The 17,985-nt window shown below is 56.1% G+C and carries 11 protein-coding genes; 4 read left to right on the top strand and 7 right to left on the bottom strand.

The features are described 5' to 3' along the window. Window positions 1-342: 342 nt before the first annotated feature. From LA756_RS21205 to LA756_RS21190, 4 genes are all read left to right on the top strand, one after another. Entirely contained in the window at window positions 343-1,251 is a 909-nt protein-coding gene (locus tag LA756_RS21205; RefSeq protein ID WP_224436724.1) for a FliM/FliN family flagellar motor C-terminal domain-containing protein, read from the top strand. Between the two features lie 193 nt (window positions 1,252-1,444). Next, window positions 1,445-2,989 (top strand): hypothetical protein, encoded by a 1,545-nt coding sequence (locus LA756_RS21200; protein ID WP_224436723.1) that lies wholly within the window; start codon window positions 1,445-1,447, stop codon window positions 2,987-2,989. 121 nt (window positions 2,990-3,110) lie between these two features. Beyond that, window positions 3,111-3,437, top strand: coding sequence for a divalent-cation tolerance protein CutA (cutA, locus tag LA756_RS21195; protein ID WP_224436722.1), 327 nt, complete (start codon window positions 3,111-3,113; stop codon window positions 3,435-3,437). Beyond that, entirely contained in the window at window positions 3,424-3,891 is a 468-nt protein-coding gene (locus LA756_RS21190) for a hypothetical protein (RefSeq protein WP_224436721.1), read from the top strand. The genes cutA and LA756_RS21190 overlap by 14 nt, the downstream gene beginning before the upstream one ends. 13 nt (window positions 3,892-3,904) lie before the next feature. Here the strand turns inward: LA756_RS21190 and LA756_RS21185 are convergent, their stop codons facing one another. The 7 genes from LA756_RS21185 to LA756_RS21155 form a co-directional block, all read right to left on the bottom strand. After that, the gene (locus tag LA756_RS21185; RefSeq protein WP_224436720.1) at window positions 3,905-7,414 is read right to left on the bottom strand and encodes a hypothetical protein; all 3,510 of its coding nucleotides are present in this window, start codon (window positions 7,412-7,414) and stop codon (window positions 3,905-3,907) included. A 114-nt stretch (window positions 7,415-7,528) separates the two neighbouring features. Next, complete coding sequence (locus tag LA756_RS21180; RefSeq protein WP_224436719.1) at window positions 7,529-11,407, bottom strand: mechanosensitive ion channel domain-containing protein; 3,879 nt, start codon at window positions 11,405-11,407, stop codon at window positions 7,529-7,531. A 242-nt stretch (window positions 11,408-11,649) separates the two neighbouring features. Then, window positions 11,650-13,524, bottom strand: a complete 1,875-nt coding sequence (locus LA756_RS21175) for a redoxin domain-containing protein (RefSeq protein ID WP_224436718.1) — start codon at window positions 13,522-13,524, stop codon at window positions 11,650-11,652. A 550-nt stretch (window positions 13,525-14,074) separates the two neighbouring features. After that, window positions 14,075-15,514, bottom strand: a complete 1,440-nt coding sequence (locus tag LA756_RS21170) for a sulfatase-like hydrolase/transferase (RefSeq protein WP_224436717.1) — start codon at window positions 15,512-15,514, stop codon at window positions 14,075-14,077. A 407-nt stretch (window positions 15,515-15,921) separates the two neighbouring features. After that, on the bottom strand, window positions 15,922-16,365 hold the full coding sequence (locus LA756_RS21165; RefSeq protein WP_224436716.1) for a DoxX family protein: 444 nt from the start codon (window positions 16,363-16,365) through the stop codon (window positions 15,922-15,924). An 84-nt stretch (window positions 16,366-16,449) separates the two neighbouring features. Beyond that, window positions 16,450-17,148, bottom strand: coding sequence for a pirin family protein (locus LA756_RS21160; RefSeq protein ID WP_224436715.1), 699 nt, complete (start codon window positions 17,146-17,148; stop codon window positions 16,450-16,452). Between the two features lie 12 nt (window positions 17,149-17,160). After that, the gene (locus LA756_RS21155; protein ID WP_224436714.1) at window positions 17,161-17,916 is read right to left on the bottom strand and encodes a glucose 1-dehydrogenase; all 756 of its coding nucleotides are present in this window, start codon (window positions 17,914-17,916) and stop codon (window positions 17,161-17,163) included. Window positions 17,917-17,985: the final 69 nt, after the last annotated feature.

Genomic DNA, 17,985 nt, shown 5'->3' with positions numbered 1-17,985 from the left:
TTATGGCAATATAGCCATATAGTTTTAGGTAGGCAACGGTGTTCGTCGAATCTTCACAATCAGGTGGGCTAGTTCGGCAAGCGATGGGGATGGCCCCAAAAACGCACGAACGTGGCAGGAATGCTTCGATTCCGGTCAGACAGAGTCGGTTTCATAATTTCTGCCAGCAGAACCTCGGCGAGCAGGAATAATCCATTACGCTCGGACACACCACTAAGTTCGCTGATAGCTGCCAGCATGAAAATAAGCCGAATATGTCAAGTTTAACGGCTTTGCCGTCGATATCTAGAAAGAAAGGTATTCGATCGTCTCTCCCTGCGCGCCAACTGAACTCGACCGACCATGCCAGCATTCAACAGCGAAGTCCTGAACGACGTCAAAGCGGCCTGTGAAGCCACGGCCGTGGAAGCTGCCGACGCGTTTTCGCGTGCCTTCGACCAGAAAATCTTACTTTCCCTCGGCGACGGCAGTTCCTTTGAAGCAGACGCCGATCTCGCTGATTGGCAGTCAGCTGGTCTCGCGATTGTGCTCAATGTCGAATCCGAAGCCGCGTTGGTGCTTATCTCGGAAGAGAGCGGACTACTCCCCGATTGGTACACCGAACCCGATCCGACCGGCGAAAGCAAGCTGGCTACGCTCGGCCAGGAACTCGGCATGACCCTTCTGCCGGAAGAGTTCATGGCGATGGAGTTCCAAGTGCAAGCGGTCGAAAGTCTCGCCAACGCTTGCCGCAACGGTGCTCCCGGCGATGCCCCTGCCAAGCTCCGGCTTCAACTGGAAGTCGGCGGCAAATCGCGTGAGGCATTGATGGTTTGGCCGCTGACATCGCCTGGCGATGTGTTTGCCGCCGATGCCGCGGAACCAGAGCCGTCCGCTGCCGAACCTGCCGCTCCGGCATCTTCCACGCCGCAAGCGACTTCATCGGCCGGCACTTCGCCAACATCTTCGCGCATTAACAACTTCAACGAGCTTCCCAGCTTCAGCCGCAGTCTTCTGCATATTGAAGTTCCGATTCGCGTGATCCTGGCCGCGAAGAAGATGAAAGTCAACGACATCGTCAACATGGGTGTCGGAACGATCATTCAGTTCGACAAATCATGCGAAGACACGCTCGACGTGGAAATCGGTCGCCAGAAGATCGCCGAAGGGGAAGCGGTCAAGATTGGTGACAAGTTCGGTGTCCGCGTTACCAGCATGACAATGCCGGAAGAACGGTACATTGCACTCAAAGCTCGCAAGCGTGTTCGCTAGACGCGAGATATCAGCGCTAGCATTTAGCAGGCTTACTAATTCTTGAGGAAATTCTCCGCGAAGCCGGTGTGGCTGAGCGCGATAAAGCTAACGTTACACGTTCGGCGCAACCGATTCACATGAGAGTGAGTCGATGCGTCGTTAACGCGGAATGATGCTCGGCAATCGAGAATTTTGTCCGCGGGGATTACGTATGTTAGTCGTACTCAGCGATCTCCATCTAACCGATGACACCAGTTGCGAGACCCTGGAATCAGGGGCGTTTCGTATTTTCAGCGAACGCCTGCAAGATCTAGCGGTGCGTGCTTCTTGGCGCAGCGACGGACAATACCGACCCATTCCGCAAATCGACCTCGTCTTGCTCGGCGACGTGTTCGATATCATGCGATCCTCTCGCTGGCTGATCGACGGCCCCAAGCCATGGCATGCGCCCGACAGCGAAGAATTCGCCCAGCGTGTCGGCTCGATCGTTTCGAGCATCCTCGCACGCAACTTGGAAACGGCTGCCATCTTCAAAGGACTCGCCTCGCGGCAAACGATTCGCGTTCCAGGAATGACCTCGGACGGCAAGCCAGCATTCGACGATGACTTGCAGCCGGTTCCTGTTCGCATTCATTACATGGTCGGCAACGCCGATTGGCCGCTTCATGTCCCTGGCGAAGCGATGAGCAAAGTGCGCGGCACGATCATCGAAGCCTTAGGCTTGAACAATGCCCCAGGTCTTCCTTTCGCACACGAACCTGTCGAAGACTCGCAGTTGCATGCCGCGCTTCGTCAGCATCGAATGTTCGCGCGGCACGGCGACGTGTTCGATAACCTCAGCTACGCCGGCCATCGAGATCGTGCCAGCCTGGCCGATATTTTCCTGATTGAAGGCCTGATGCGTTTTCGTTTCGAGATCCAACATGGTCTCGGCGAACAACTGCCTGCGTCTTGTCAGATTGGTTTGCAGGAACTGGACCATGTTCGCCCGATGGTGATGGCCCCCGTCTGCTTGAATCAGATGATGAAGATCTCGTGCCCTGTCACGTCGCTCCAGTTTGAAATCAAAAACTGCTGGGACCGCGTGATCGGGCAAATGATGCCGCTGGTCTATCAAATCGATCGCGAGCAATCACTCGGGATTCGCGATTTGGAAGAACTTGGTTCCCTTTTGAAGTTCCGCTATCAAGATGACGAATCTTGGGGACAGCGAATGATCCAATGGCTTCGCAAGCAAGGGCAAGTCAATTCGCTTTCCAAGAAGGCAATGGATGAATGCGAATTCCGCAATCGTCGCGCTAAGCACATTGTCTTCGGGCACACGCACTGTGACGAAACGGTCCCACTGGATGCCAGCTTTGCCGATGGATACATGCTCAGCCAGTTGTATTTCAACAGCGGCACATGGCGACGCGTCTACACGCCGACCAAGGGCAGCTCGAAATGGCGCGAGTTCCTGCCGTCCGAAAAGATGACCTACCTAACGTTCTATCGCGACGACGAACGCCAAGGCGCACCGTACGAAGTCTGGAGTGGCATTTTGGGCACTGCCCCGTCACCCATTCGCCGAATTCGTGTCGATGGTGCGCAAAACGTCGTCAATCCGAAGTCGAAACCTATCTTTACGCCACCTCTCCGCACGCCCGGAAAATCTACTCTGGGTGGTCATTCGATACCCGCGCCCCCTCCATCTGTGCACGAACCACTTGGGGGTCCGACGCGTAAATCGAACGAATCCGCAAATCCTCAACGATAACCTAACGTCCTTTGCGGAAACCCACACGCGTAAGCACGTCCGCGTAAGCCACGATTCAAGTAGACTATCGCTGGGGCAAAGACGTCGAATTTCAATTCCCTTTGGAAAGGCATCTCTTGGCATGACGCAGGCGATCGTAGTGCAAACAACGACTAGCAGTTCTGCCGACGCCAAAAAACTTGCTCAGATCATCGTCGATCAGGCCCAAGGTGCGTGTGTGCAGATCACCGGGCCCATCACGTCGGTCTACAAGTGGCAAGATGCCGTCCAGATGGAAGAAGAGTATCTGGTCTCGATCAAAACAACGAGCCAGGCATTTCCCACACTCGCTGAACTGATTCGTACCAACCATGCGTACGACGTTCCAGAGATCATCGCTTTACCTATCGTCGATGGGTCTCGCGAGTATCTCACGTGGGTTACGAATCAGGTACATGATCATTCATAACAAGTCGATGTATTGGTTTCACGTCTCGGTACATGCACGTCCCCGCTCGCTGCAGTTGGGTCCGCTCGTTCCTATTCGAGGACTGCGGCTGCAGACGTTGGCGATCTCTCCAGTGGTTCTCGGCGAGCCCATGGGCTGCTCGTTCGAAACGGCTCAGGCCAAGCTGAACAATCTTCCGCGCATGCTGTTCGAGCCGGATGGATCTTTCGTTTGGGTGAACGATGCCGACGGCGAATCGCCATGGCAAGTCGATGGCGTTCTGTATGATCGCAACGGCCGACTGCACTCAGCCGAGATCAAAGGCAGCTGCTCAGAAGAAGCGCTCGACACCCTGCTGTGTGCGATGGGTTGGCCTGGGACCGACGTGATCTTTCAGCTTTCTAACGAAGCCGTCTTCGTCGACGAAGGCGAGTTCCGCCGAATGGCCGCGTGTCGGCAGAACGACGACGTTTGACGCAGTCGCTGCGCTAGTTTCGTGGGCCAAACAATTCTTGTAGCCCGCGATTGATCCCTTGCTCGAGCGCACCTCGCGCGGCGTTATTGATCATGCCGCGTGTCAATTGCTCGATGACCTGGCTGTCGATCTTCGGCTGCTGCATGCTTCCGGAGATCGGAATATTGAGTGCCGTACCACGCATCGGTGCCAACCAAGGGGCTTTCTCGATCCAGTTATCTTGAATGGGAATCGCTGCCATCAGCTGCATCTGTTGATTGGCATCGACCCAACCGGAAGTCACCACACGAACGTCGCCAGACTGGACGATCAAGTTCTGGTGATAGACGCGGCCTTTCACCATCCGGTAAGTGACTTGCTGCGGCGGAAGCGTCAACAAAGAAGCAGAGCCTTGATCGACTGCCGAGGCAGGCTTCCCTTTCACGATCGCCTCGACATTGCGAGCCAGCATGACATACCCTTGAGCCAAAGGACCGGAGCGAACTTCCGCTCCATGGATATGCAACGTACCGTTCGATTCTCCTTGAATCGGATCGATTACCGGGAACAAGCCAGACTGAACGTCGAGCGAGAACTTCCCTTCCACACGCGTCGCATCCGCCACGATCGGAGCCACATATCGCAGCCACGATTGGCACATCTGCGGCGTGATGGCGACGTTGTCGATGACACGACCCTGCGGAATCTGCCACTGCATTGGCTTCGCATTGAGTAGCAACTGCGAGTTGAGCGACAGTTGCCCGCCACTAAGTTCTGGGCTGTTGGCCGTCAGCTGGATGATGCCTTGCCGTAGTTGAGCACTCAGCGTGGTCTCGCCAGCTGGAATGCCATACAACGAAGCTTGCTGCCAGGACACGTCCCCGGCCGCTTCCCATGCCGGTGAGATATTCAATTCCGGTCCATTGGGATTGCCTCCGCCCCATAGCGGTCCGGTCCATTGAAAGCGCGACTTGCGTTGGCCTTGAATAGAAACCTGAGGCCCCATGATCGAAGCGACCAAGGGCGAAAGCTTGCTCCAGTCGTAGTCGGCTTGCCCTTGGACAGAAACGTTTCCTGCCGTCGACAACTGGCTCACTCCACCACTGGCAGCCAGCTTCAAGGCGGAACCTTGCAGGGTGCATTCATGAATCGCCAAGGTATCTTCCGCACGGTTCAAACTTAGCTGCTGCGAGTAGGCCAGGTTCGCTTCACGCCAAGCCAATGCCGGCTGCCCCGAAGAGGCTGGCTGCATTCGCGGCTGCGTGCCTGGTTGGCCATTGGTTTGCGGTACGACTAATTCCCAGTTGGCAATCTGGCCACCATTTTGCAGCACCACACCGTTGGCGTCGCTGGATAGATTCATCGTCCCTGCCAATTCGCCGGCAACGCGGTTTTGTCCTAACCATTCCGGTGGCAACACCCAGTGAATTCCCCGACTCAGATCGACTCGATACGCAAGTTGCCCTGCCGCCGTTCCTCCGTTGGCAAGCGGAACGACAACATCATTTGCCCGCGCGGAAACGGTTGTCCCGACAACCGTAAACTGCTTGCTCGAGAACTGATTGCCGGCCCAGTCGACCAAGGCTCCTCCTTCGACGCGGAGCTTCTTTTCGTAGATGTTCGTTGCGGGTCCGGTGATCGTGAAATCGTTGATGTCGGCGTTGATGCCTTCGATCAGCCACTGATTGGCTCCCATCGCCAGCTTCGCCAAGATCGAACCATTTCCCCCCAAGCGAAACTCCGGCAAGCCCACAATACCGCTGACTTGTCCCCAGATCGGATCGATCGGCCCTTGCAGTTGCAGCTTGAGTGGCCAGACGACGTTTTCGCCGAGCAGGATGTTCGACGACGTTTGGGCCGTAAGCGATGTCGCTTCGGTTTTCAGCGAAGCGTGCGCCGACTCGATCTGCTGCAAGCTTCCGCCACTGAGCATCACGGTCGATTGCAGCTGGGAATGCACGCTCGGCTCCGACAGCAACAGCTGCGATCCCTTGGCCCACTTCACTTCGGTCCCGTGAGCCATCGCGGCAACGGCAATCCGACCATTACCCAGGTTCTGCGTCTGCAACGAACCTTCCACCGTTCCAGCGAATTGGTTGCCACCGAGATCGATAAACCGCGAAAGATCGGACGCCAGACGATTGCCGTCGATCGTAAAGCGCACATCGGTTTGCGGGCCATTCGTTTTACCTTCTGCCGTAAGAAACGACGAGCGACACGCAATCGAATCGAGATTGAATTGATCGCCCGGCATCGAAACGGACGCGGAAAGTTCGAGAGGTTGTTGCCATTCGGCATGGCGTCCAGCGACAATCGCCACGATGTTCGAAACCGTGGCCGAGCCGCGCACCGACGGCGTACCTGTTTCCAGCACATTGACCAGGTTGATCGTCACGCGGCCTTCTTGCAGTTGCACATCGTCACGAATCTGCAGCAACTCCGGAAACGCACTCGCCAAACGAGCGACGTCCAACGTGCCACGAAGTTCCCATGGCTGCGTGCCGAGCATCTGTTCTGGCGAACTGTTGGGGGAAGCACTGGCCGTTAGCTGCATTGGAATTTGACCGTTGGCCAAAACCTGGCCCCAGTCGGTCGTCAGCGTGAACTGCTTCGCGAGAACCGTATTGCCAGCCAACGCGATTTCGCCGGTTGCTCGTAGCGTGCCGTTGTTCCAGCCTGATCCACGCTGCGACTGAAGCATTCGCACGTTGACATGGCTCGCTTCCAAGTTGCACAACATCGCCGGACCGGCGGGGGACGAAACCAGGTCGATCTGCCCGTTAAGATCTCCCTGAGCCATCAGCGGTGTCCCGATACGCGAGCCAATCAGTTCCACAACGCCCAGCGGAATGTTCTTGGCTGCCAACGAGAACTTGGCTTCTTCGCTTGATGTCGGCAACGCGCCTTTGCCCTGCAAGATCCCCACTTGCTGACGATCGCGCAGATTGGCTGAAAATGTACAGGGCGCCGCGGCGGTAGGTTCTCGAAAGTCGACGTCGGCCGAAACATCTTCCAACGTCCATGCCCGCGAGCTATTGCCGTCGACCAGGTGAATGGTCCCTTGCCGAATGACCATGCGATAACGCTTCGGCGTCGCAGGATTGCCATCGCTATCGACGATGTCTGACGTTTCCGAAGGGGGCAAAACCTGTTCCAGATTGGTCGTCCCTTCTGAGGTGACCACATGCACGACCGGTTGATTGATTTCGATCGTGCCGAGATTCGATGCGTTGCCGATCAAACCAATCAGCGACTTACTGATACGTAGCGAAGGTACTTCCGCGATCGGCGCACCTTCCAAATCGACCACGTTGACGTCGCGTAGGACAACCGGAGAAAACCACCCCAGCGATGCCGAACCGACGCTCACTTTGGCGTTCATGCCGACGGTGGCCTGATTCACGCCCCAGGTCAGCAGCGGCGTCTTCGCAGCAATCGAGGGAAGCATGACGACGAACAGTACCAAAGCGACAAGCACCGCCAAGGGGCGCCACTTCGTCCAGTTAGAAGACGACTTTTCTGATTCGGTTCGTTCTTTGTTCATCGCTCAGACCTTTATCCGTACGCAGTGCGCGCAAAATGCCGGAGCGATTTGTATCGAATCCGCCCATTTCAAGCCAGAGCGACTTGCGTGCTAGCGGTTTGCCATACGCGAGGCCTAAGCGGCGTCGCGTTTGGCTTCGGCAGCAGGGGCAGCGGGAGCATTCTCTTTGGCTTCCGGAACACCCAATGCCGCGGCAACCCCTGGTGCGGTACGAATATGCAGATCTCGCTGTGGGAAGGCAATCTCGATCTTCGCGTCGCGGAAGGCTTTGTCGATCTGGGTGTGCAGATCGGTAATCACAGCCAACCGGTTTTCCAGGTTCGGCAGGAAACCACGCAGAACCAAATTCAGCGTGCTGTCGCCAAAGCCCTCGAACGTCGCGCTCGGACCAGGATCTTTCAGCAAGTACTGATTCTTCTCGGCGATCTCGAGCAAGATCTTCCGGGCCGCTTCGGTATCGGTACCGTAGGCGACGCCGACGTTGATCACCACGCGGTTCACCGTGTCGGACAATGTCCAGTTGAGCAGGCGTCCCGTGATGAATTCTTTATTCGGCACGACATACTCTTTGCGATCCCAGTTGGTAATCGACGTCGCACGAATACGAATCTTCGACACCACCCCAGTCACGTCGTGAATCGTCACGATGTCGCCAACGCGGATCGGACGCTCGAACAAGATAATGATCCCCGCCACAAAGTTGGCGAACATTTCCTGAAGGCCGAATGCCAAACCGAACGTCAACGCCGTGGCAAGCCATTGAATCTGCGACCACTGCAAGCCGACACTGGAGAACGCCCAGATGATCCCGCCCATCACGATCGCGTAACTCGTCAGCGATGTAATTGCGTAGCGAATCGACGGTTCCAGCGGCAAACGCTGTAAGATCGTCATTTCCATCAAACCAGGAATGTCGCGAGCGAAGACCAACGTCAGAACCAAGATCAAGCCCGCAAACGCAATCGTCAGTGGAGTGATCTTTCGCGTGGCGACTTTCTCGTTCGAGTCGGCATTCACTTCTGCTTCGCCACCTTCCGCCGCGGCGCCAGTAGGCATTCCGGTTGGCGAAGGCATTTCCGACTTGGCGACTTCCTGAGTCGTTTCAATTTCGTAGCTGAAGCGATCCAACATGCTCAAAGCAGGCAGCACGGTGCTCCAGATCAACCATAGGCCGACCAACGAAATGGTGAACATCCCTGTCGCGAGCAAGCGCTGCGTTTGAGCACTATGAGCCGACAGTTCTTCTTTGGCTTGTTCGGCCAGGATCGAGTTCGACAACGAAGCGGCGGCCGAATCTCCTGACTGGGCAGCCGCCGCAGCGGCACGTTCGCGGGCCTGAGCGATACTCAAGCGACGCCGCGCGAGCATCACCCATCGCATCAACGTGGCTCGCAACATCATCAATGCCATCACACAACAAAGCGTCGCGAACAATCGCCACGACAACACTTGCGCGGTGTAGTAGTAACCCCAGAACGCGAGGCCGGCCAAGATCAGCGGTGCCGAGACAGCTCCCCAGTACCAGACGTACTTCAAGCGATCGACCCAGCCCCCTTGGTTGTAAGCCAGGTATTCCTGAAACACGCCTGTCGGATGCAAGATACGTCCCAGGAAGGCGGCCAGCACGAAGGCTTGCACAATGAAACAAGCACGCTCAATGGCGTCGTGTCCGTGCGTCGGATCGCTCGCATAGAACGTCGACGTGATAAAGCTGAGTGGTAGCAAAACCGGAATCAACCAGGTCAAGCTCTTCCCGAGCAATCGCAGCGACGACTCCGGCCACTTGAAATGGGCTTCGCCGAGCCCTTTGCCGCGACAAACGTTTCGTAGCAGTTCCAGTGGGAACCACAGCACGGCGGTCCAGAACAAACCGTTACCCACCGCGATGGCAAACGTTTGATCGGTCGAAGCAGACATCAGTCGCCACGCCACGAAAGCCATGAACGCCGGATTCACGGCAGCCAAAAGGGTTGAATACAAAATGGCATGCATCGTTGGCCAGAAGCCAAAGAAGCCTGCTTTCTGAGCCGTTTCGCCCAGCTCTTTCAGTGTATTGCGCAGACGGCCTCGCTTGATGACCAGCGAGACGAACAACGACACGACAACCACCCAGATCAACAAGTTTCGCTTCACGTCCGACCAAACGACGCGGGAGACTTCAATCCAGTTGGCCGGCAGCAGGAATGCTCGATCTGATTCATCGACTTGAAGTTCGGTGGCCAGGATGTTACCGCTGCGAATCCACAGCACACGCTTGTCGATGTAAGTTTGATAGGCCGCGATCTCGTTGACCGTTTCCTGTTCCTTCGTCTTCAATTCGATCAACGTGTTGAGGTACTTCGCGTTGTTCTTGATCAACGAATCGAGGAAGTCTCGCTTGCGATCAAACAGTTCGCGCGTGGTCGCTTCCAGCTGTTCTCTCTTTTCTGCGTCCTGTTCGTTCGCTTCGGCGAGAACTTGCTGAACGAGCACTTCGGGGTTGGCTAGTTCCTGGCGTTCTTCGTCATACTCGAAGTACTTGAAGTGGGCTTCGCCGATCAGCTCTTCCCGATCGGGCACACCGCTTCGCCAAGGAGATTTCTCGAACAGGGCCGTTCGTTCTTTACGAAGCAGCACACCAATCGAACTAGTCAGGCCGAGCTTCTCGACTTTCTCTTTGGTATCGCGGAAATCTTTTTGCAGATCCTTGAGGTTCTCGTCCGCTTGCTTCAGATCCTTTTCAGCATCTTCCAGCTTCTTGGTGATGGCCTGAGATGTTTCGGCGAGTTGCTGGTTTCGTTCGGCGTACGACTTCAAAACCGGCTGCACCATAATCAGCTGCTGCCGCGCCTGGCGAACAGCTTCCTGAGCGGCATCGGCACGCTTCTTTTTGATTTGCTCGGCGATCGACTTCATCGTTTGTTCGGCGAACGCAAGCCGCTGCGTGGCCAGGTCGCGTTCAAAGCGGATCAAGTCGACCGCTTCTTCCGCATCGAACTTCGCCATTTCCGCTTCGGCGGCAACGTACTGACGATAAAGGGCAATCCGCTTAGCCATCGTTTCGGTCTTGATGGCTTGGGCAACCAAGGGGTGCTCGTCAGGCGAAATCGATTCGGCCGTTTGCTTCAGTTTGCCGAACTGATTCGGCAGATCGACCATCCATTCGCGAACTTGTTTGCGGCGTTCGACGCGGCGTTTCGGTTCCCCTTCGGCGGCAAAGCGTTCTTTTTGGATCGCCGTGTTGTCGAGCTCCTGCTTGGCCTGGCGCTGCTCGAGTTCCGGCAAGGGAAGTTCGGCGAACGTATCAGGCTTCATCTTTTGGAGGTCGTCCAGGCTCTTCTTGATTTCATTCAAGCGAGGCTGAATGACTTCCGGCTTCGCTTCCTGGGCGTACGTAGCTGCTTTGGCAGCCGATTCGTGGGCTTCCTTCAACTTGGCTGCCGCCGTGGCATACAGCTGGGCAATCCGCTTTTTGTTGTCTTCGCTCAGATCGGCGACTTGCTCTGCTTCCTTGCGCAGTGCCTCGATTTGCTCCAGCGTCAAATCTTCTTCCGGCAACGCCAGCCCACTCGGAGCTGCCCCAGCGGCGGCTTGGTTTGGCTGAGCAGCTGGTTGCTGCGGACCTGCGAAAGAGCTTCCTTGCGGCACCGAATTGGGACCGAAGCTTGGCTGAAACTGCGAGCCGTCCTGCGGCGGCATCGGTTGCTGCTGCTGCGGTGCTTGTCCTTGGCCGGCCGGAGGAATCGGCTGGGCTTGTGTGAACTGCGATTGTGGCTGCGAATATTGCGACGGCTGCTGGGCGGTTTGATATTGCGGCGACTGATACTGCTGCGGCGGTCCGCCAGTTTGCATCGGAACCGGCCCACGATACGGATTGGCAGGCGCTTCGTTGCCATCGACGGTGATCGGAATGGGCCCCGAGTTAAAGCCTGGCTGCTGCGCAAGAAGAGAGTTCGAGGTCGCCATTACGGCCCAAGCGACCAGGATGGCACTCATCCGTGAGTATTGCCACATAATTAAGATTCCATTCCGCCCCAAGACTCGGCCACCGAGCGGCATGCCTGGGGGCTTAAAATTCTATCGTACCTGCCGCGATCGCCTTCACTCCGTCGAAGTCGACAGCATGCGGGGCGTGTACGATAGACATTGCCGCAGAGGCGGTCAATTGAGATCAATTCGCTTTCCTATCGAAGCACGGCAGACCACAAGCCGGCCGTGCTAGCGTCCCCGGCGAATCGTAACGGCGAGATGCCTCCCTACTTGCCACCCTTAAGGCGATGAGCAGCACGACGCATCACCTCTTGGGTAAACGCATCCCCCGCCACCAGGCCGGTGTTCGCTTTTTCGTTGGCAACGACCAAAAAGAAACAGTAGAGCATTTCGTCGGTCGTTTCTTCGCCGAACGTCACCAGCTGCGGCGGTGAACTCGGGTTCGAGGGATTCGCTGCGGAGTTGTCGTAGGTCGCTTCCACAACAATCTTCGTTCCTGCTGGCAACGTGTACGGCTCGGCCACCATGTACTCGTCTTGCCAGTTGAAATCCCACTGCGGAATGTCGATCAGCACCTTCGTGCTACCATCGGGCAAGTGAGCCGTCGCGGTCATTTGCTGCCCGAGCAAGTGCAAGTGCGGAATACAGCTGAGCAGCGTCACGTCAGCCGGCAGCTTGTACGAAGCCGTTTCCTTGTAGTTCGCTTCCCCTGGCGGGATGTGCAAATCGAACGACGACGTCCAAATGGCAAACGCTTCCTGCTTCGGCTTGTCGACAAAGTAGATCCCGACCTTCGAGCGGTCCTTCGCAGCTTTACCACTGGGGTGATAATGAATCTGCATCACCAAGTCGGCCCCTTTGTGCATCCGTCTGCCCATACCATCCGGCAGGAAGCGAGGCATCTTCCCAGGCGACCATCCTCCGATCGATCCCGCTGGCACGAAACCAGGCCCGCCAAAGGTCGAATAGCCTGGACCGGCGGCTCGCTCATCCTTTTCCCGAGCCTTACCGCTGTTGTCGATGTAAAGAATCGAGTGATGCACGACGCTAGCATCGCCTGGCTTGAATTCGACCGCGGCGACTAGCTTGTCTTGGGGAATCTCGTACGGGATCACGAAGTTGCGGAAGATATCTGGCCCGCCAGCTGGCACGTCGAAATCTTCTTCCATTTCCAGCACCAAGTCAGGTTCGCCCAACTTCCAGTCCGACGCAAACGTCGGCAGCGGTGGCAAATCGGCAGGGTCCCCTTCGGCACGTTCGGTCTTCGCCCAGGCTTTCAGCGTGTCGATCTCGCGATCGGTCAACGTTCGCTGACCCTCGAATTCGCCATGCACCTGGGACGCTTTCCAAGGGGGCATCAGCTTCTCGTCGACGACTCGGGCAATTTGCCGAGCTCGCTTGGCCGCATCCATATAACTGGTCAACGTGAACGGCCCCACTTCTCCTTCGCGATGGCATACCACGCAGTTGGCATTCAAAATCGGGGCAATGTCTCGGTTGAATGTCAGCTCAGCTTCGCTCGGAGCTTTCATCGGCGGAAGCTCGTAGTAACAACCGACCGGTTCCGTTGTCGCAATAGGAACTGGAAGACCAGCACGAACTTTCTCGACTGCCAGCTTCAACGTATCTTCGGTCGGTTCCGGCTTGCGCGAACCCAACTGCAGAAAGCGATCGTCGATGCGACCGCGATAGGCAATCTCGCCGTGAGGATCGATAACAAACACTTCCGGAACGGTCGTCGGTTGCAGAGCTTTGCCGAGCGCCGCATCACGATCCAACAATATCGGGAAGTCGAGCGAGAACTCTTCGGCAAATGTCGAGACCTCCTTCGGCGACTGCGTCACGTCCGCCCAAACTCCGAGCAGTTGGATATCCTTCTCGTTCTTGCCCCACGTGGTGTACAGATCGTTCAGCACCGGAAAGTAAGTCCGCGAGACAGGACATTCGCCGGTCATGAAGACGAACACCCGAACCGCCTTTCGCGAACTTGTCGCAATCTGGTGGACGGTTCCTTGGTGATCTTGCCGCGTGATGTTCACCAGCGCAGGGGACTGCTTCGCGGCGTCCGATTCCGCCGCGGCAACATGTCCAACGGCCATCAGCAAAACGCCGACCGACAGGAAAGTGGCAATCAATTTCACGAGCAGCTTCTCCGTATTAGTTCGTGCCAGTCCGATGAGTGTCGCAGGGAAGGGGCGGTCTTGGCAATCCGATTTTTCGCAAGGCGCCCTATCCAAGGCAAACCTCGATCCACCCCTTATTACCTTGCCGGAGGCGGTCCAGTTTCTTTGATCCCCTAAGAATGCCCCGAAAAATGACTCAACCGAACTAAGAAATCTCAGGGCAAACCGGCAAAAAAGCTGCCAAATTTCTCCACACGCCCCGGGGACCAGCTTCATGCAATGGCTTCTTGTCGGCTCCGCCGATACCGGTTCAAAAAACCGGTACCACCCGTGTACACGAATCAAACTGTTGCACCTGGATGACGTACGACTTGATCCGCAGCCCCAAAGGGGCGACCGATAATAGCCAGCGGCGGAAGCCCCTGATACCGTCTACCCCCGAGACATCTTAAGCCCCAACGGGGCGGCCGAAGATTCATCGCCCCTAGCAATCGACCTTCATGCCGCAACACCGCTCCACGCTGCGAGCAACCGTGGGGCCTACCAGGCAACGACACGCGGCGTTCAGCTACTTCACAAGACTCGCGTCCAATGGCAGCGGATCACCCACGTGGGTCTGCCATTGTTCGAGCGTGGCGAACAACTGCTGCTTTTTCTCGGCGTATGCAGAGTCGCCGGCCAGGTCTTTCATTTCTTGAGGGTCGTTCTTCAGATCGAACAGCTTGACCTTCTTCGCTTTTGGATAAACCATCAGCTTGAAACCATCGTCGGTAATCGATCGCTGCACGTTCAGATAGCAGTTGTAGATCGCATCGTACGACTGATCTTTTTCACCTCGGATCAGTGGCAGCAAACTAACGAACTCGACATGTTCTGGCTTGTCGATGCCGGCCAATTCCAGTGTCGTCGGCATGATGTCTTGCAGGTAAACGGCCGCGTCGTTTTCGCCAGGCTTGATCGAAGGACCGGAAACCAACAGTGGAACACGAATGCTGTGGTCGTACGAATTTTGTTTCCCCATCAAGCCATGATGGCCACACGCGAGCCCATGATCGGAGGTGAAGAAGACGTATGTGTTGTCTGCTTTGCCACTCTGCTGAAGTGCTTCCAAAATGCGACCGATCTGCTGATCCATGTGCGTGATGATCGCGTAATATTCCTGGCGATTGACTTGCACCGAATACTTTGTGCGGGGGAAGGGCGCCAAGTGTTCGTCACGCAAGCTCGGGGCACAGCCGATCTCTTTGCAATCGGGATACTGCGGCAGAAAGTCTTCCGGCACTTCAATTTCATCGGCCGGATACATGTCGACAAATTCTTTCGGTGACTGACGCGGATCGTGCGGGGCATTGAAGGCGATATACATAAAGAACGGATCGTCTTCCTTGGCTGCTTGTTGCAGGAAGCCCACCGCTTCGTCACCAACCACTTCGCTCCAATGCTTGCCACCTTCCCAGAAGCCGCCGAACTTTTTGTCCCACGGTTGCCATTGCTTATCTTCCGGACTCTTCGGTCGATCGTAGCCTTGTGGCGTTTGCTTCGGCATGCCACCCCGGACGTGCCCGGTGACGTCAAACGCTTTCGCCGCATTGGCAGGCACATGCCACTTGCCGGTCATGTAGGTTTTGTAGCCTGCCTTCTTCAAATGCTCCGCCCAGAAACGACCATCGGCACGCTCCTTTTCTGCTGTCTTGTAGACATCGTTGGCATGCCACACGAAACGTCCGGTGTTGAGCATCGTACGACTTGCCACACAAACGGCCCCACTCCACGAGCCTTGGTTGTAGGCATGATTGAACGAAAGCGATCGCTGCGCGAGCTCGTCCAAGTGCGGCGTCTGTACTTGCGTCATGCCACGGTAGCCGGTCGTTTCGTAACTTTGGTCGTCCGAAAAGAGGAACAAGATATTCGGCTTTGAATTTTCGTCCGCAACGACAACGTCCGCCGAAGCGACCACCGAAACGAACGTGACCAAACAGAATGGCAACCAGGCAAAGATGCGAATCACGGGGCAAGCTCCCAAGCTAGAGGGAAGGGGAGGGGCAGGAAAGGTTCGCTCCAGCATACTTCAATTCGTGCGACCATTCCACGACGAAGCATTGAAAGGAACCGCGAGGGGCAATGTGATTTGAAGCCCCCTTATTTTTGGCCAACACGCTCGACGTCTCGTAAAGAACGAATTGTAACGAAGTATTGCACAACCGTACAACAAGTTTTCGCAAGGTATTGTCCGAATCAAACGATCGGAGGTCGTAATTCGCCCAAGTCTGCGCATTGATTTCCGGAAAAACTAGGGTCGACTTTCTTCCCTGACTCACGAGGCGCAAAAAAGAAGACGCGAAGCATCGGTGCTGCTTCGCGTCTTGGCAACTATCTTTCGCCGGCTGGACAGAACCGTGCGATAATGGAGCAACGTTAAGAGACGCTCTCAGCCGTTTCAGGCTGCGATTTCCCGAGGCATTTGTCCAAACTCCAAGGACCGGAACCAACCGCTATCAGGAAGAGCATTGTCCCCATCATCGAGAGATTTTTCATGAATTGAATCATCTGCGTTTGTTGTTCCTGACCTTCAAACGTCCAGAAATCGTGGAAGAAGTACGTCGCCAAAACGAGGAAAACAAACAGCAACACCGCACCAATACGAGCATAAAAACCGACCAAAATCGAAAGCCCTCCGGCGATCAAAAAGAGGATCGCGCCTGCCAGCATGATCTGCGGTGCGGGGACACCTTCCGAGGCCATGTACTGCACGACACCGGAGAACTGTGGAATCTTATTCCCCAGCGCACTCATCAGAAAAATGGTGACGATCATCAAACGACCGGCAACGGTCAACACGCCTTGGGCGACAGGATTCATGGAAAGCTCCTCGATTGGTTTTTAAGGATTCATAAAAAAAGGACGGCTCTGACCTGGGAATCAGAACCGCCCTGAACGTTCGGCTCAGGCGAGATCGAACAACATGATCTCGGCATCGCCATCGGCTTCGATTTTCAAGAGACGCTCGTCACTGACAGCCGCGCCGTCGCTTGTGTCGAGCGACTGACCGTTGAGCGTCACTTTCCCCCGCAGCACTTGTAGCCACGCGTGACGTGACTCGGCGACGGGGTGCTCGACGCTTTGTCCGGCGTCGAGCTTACTGAGGAAGATCTTGGCATCCTGATGGATAGCCAAGGAACCTTCTTCGGCATCCGGTGAAGCGACAACCCGGAGCGTGTTTTGCAACTGCTCGTCGGGAAATCGCTTCTGTTCGTAACTGGGCGTGTGCCCTTTTCGGTCGGGGAAAAGCCAGATTTGATACAAGTGAACCGGCTCGTCCGACGAAGGATTGAACTCGCTGTGCGTGATTCCGGTACCAGCCGTCATCCGCTGGAATTCGCCAGGCCGTAGCACTTCGCCGTTGCCCATCGAGTCCTTATGCTCCAGGGCACCTTCCAGCACGTAGGTGACAATTTCCATGTCGTTGTGCGGATGAGTCCCGAAGCCTTGCCCGGGGGCGACTCGGTCTTCGTTCATCACGCGCAAGCTGCGGAACTGAACGTGATCGCGATCGACGTACCCGGCAAACGAAAACGTATGGAAGGCTTTGAGCCAACCGTGATCCGCGTAGCCTCGATCGGCTGCCTTACGAACGTTGATCATGACTGAATTCCTTTACTTGGCGAGGTAACCACCATCGACCGGTAAACTGATCCCGGTCGTGAACGATGCGGCATCCGAGGCGAGGTAAGCGACAGCGCCAGCGATTTCTTCTGCCGTGGCAAGTCGGTTCATCGGATGCTGAGCGGCAAGTGCCTCTCGGTTTTCGGAACCTTCCTTGCCGGCAAAGCGATCGATCATGTCGGTCGCCGTTGCCGCAGGTGCCACCGCGTTAATCCGGATTCCCTTCTGGGCATATTCCAAAGCGGCCGTTTTCGTAGCCCCTTCGACCGCATGCTTTGAGGCGATATAAACACTCGCCCCCGGCATGCCGATGTGACCAACGATGCTGGAGGTATTGATGATCACCCCACCTCCTTGCTTGAGCATCTGCGGGATCTCGTGCTTCATGCTGAGGAATACGCCCAGGACGTTGATGTCGAACACTTTGCGGTACTGATCGACGGTGACGTCTTCGACCGGTCCCGTTGCTTCGACGCCAGCGTTGTTGAACGCGATGTCGACGCGGCCGTACGTTTCGACCGTTTTTGCAATAAGCCCGGCGACGTCCTCTTCCCGAGTGACATCGGTCCGAATGAACAACGCGGAACCACCGTCCGACTTAATCCGATCAACAATCGCGCTGCCGGCTTCCTCCCGCCGACCAGCGACGACGACTTTGGCCCCTTGCTTGGCAAAGAGGTATGCGGTGGCTTCTCCGATACCGGAGGTTCCGCCGGTGATGACAACAACTTTGTCCTGGAAACTCATGGGTCGACTCCGAAATTAGAACACCTGGTGAATTATTTACACGTAAACTATTGAACTAAAAAAACAGAT

It is taken from the genome of Bremerella sp. TYQ1, from assembly GCF_020150455.1.
Taxonomy (GTDB): Bacteria; Planctomycetota; Planctomycetia; order Pirellulales; family Pirellulaceae; genus Bremerella; species Bremerella volcania_A.
This window is presented reverse-complemented; position numbering and strand designations above follow the sequence as displayed.

What these genes read in the sequence shown, in the direction of transcription:
- LA756_RS21205 (WP_224436724.1), top strand. Translation starts at nt 343, where the DNA reads ATGCCAGCATTCAACAGCGAAGTCCTGAACGACGTCAAAGCGGCCTGT.
- LA756_RS21200 (WP_224436723.1), top strand. Translation starts at nt 1,445, where the DNA reads ATGTTAGTCGTACTCAGCGATCTCCATCTAACCGATGACACCAGTTGC.
- cutA (WP_224436722.1), top strand. Translation starts at nt 3,111, where the DNA reads ATGACGCAGGCGATCGTAGTGCAAACAACGACTAGCAGTTCTGCCGAC.
- LA756_RS21190 (WP_224436721.1), top strand. Translation starts at nt 3,424, where the DNA reads ATGATCATTCATAACAAGTCGATGTATTGGTTTCACGTCTCGGTACAT.
- LA756_RS21185 (WP_224436720.1), bottom strand. Translation starts at nt 7,414, where the DNA reads ATGAACAAAGAACGAACCGAATCAGAAAAGTCGTCTTCTAACTGGACG.
- LA756_RS21180 (WP_224436719.1), bottom strand. Translation starts at nt 11,407, where the DNA reads ATGTGGCAATACTCACGGATGAGTGCCATCCTGGTCGCTTGGGCCGTA.
- LA756_RS21165 (WP_224436716.1), bottom strand. Translation starts at nt 16,365, where the DNA reads ATGAATCCTGTCGCCCAAGGCGTGTTGACCGTTGCCGGTCGTTTGATG.
- LA756_RS21160 (WP_224436715.1), bottom strand. Translation starts at nt 17,148, where the DNA reads ATGATCAACGTTCGTAAGGCAGCCGATCGAGGCTACGCGGATCACGGT.
- LA756_RS21155 (WP_224436714.1), bottom strand. Translation starts at nt 17,916, where the DNA reads ATGAGTTTCCAGGACAAAGTTGTTGTCATCACCGGCGGAACCTCCGGT.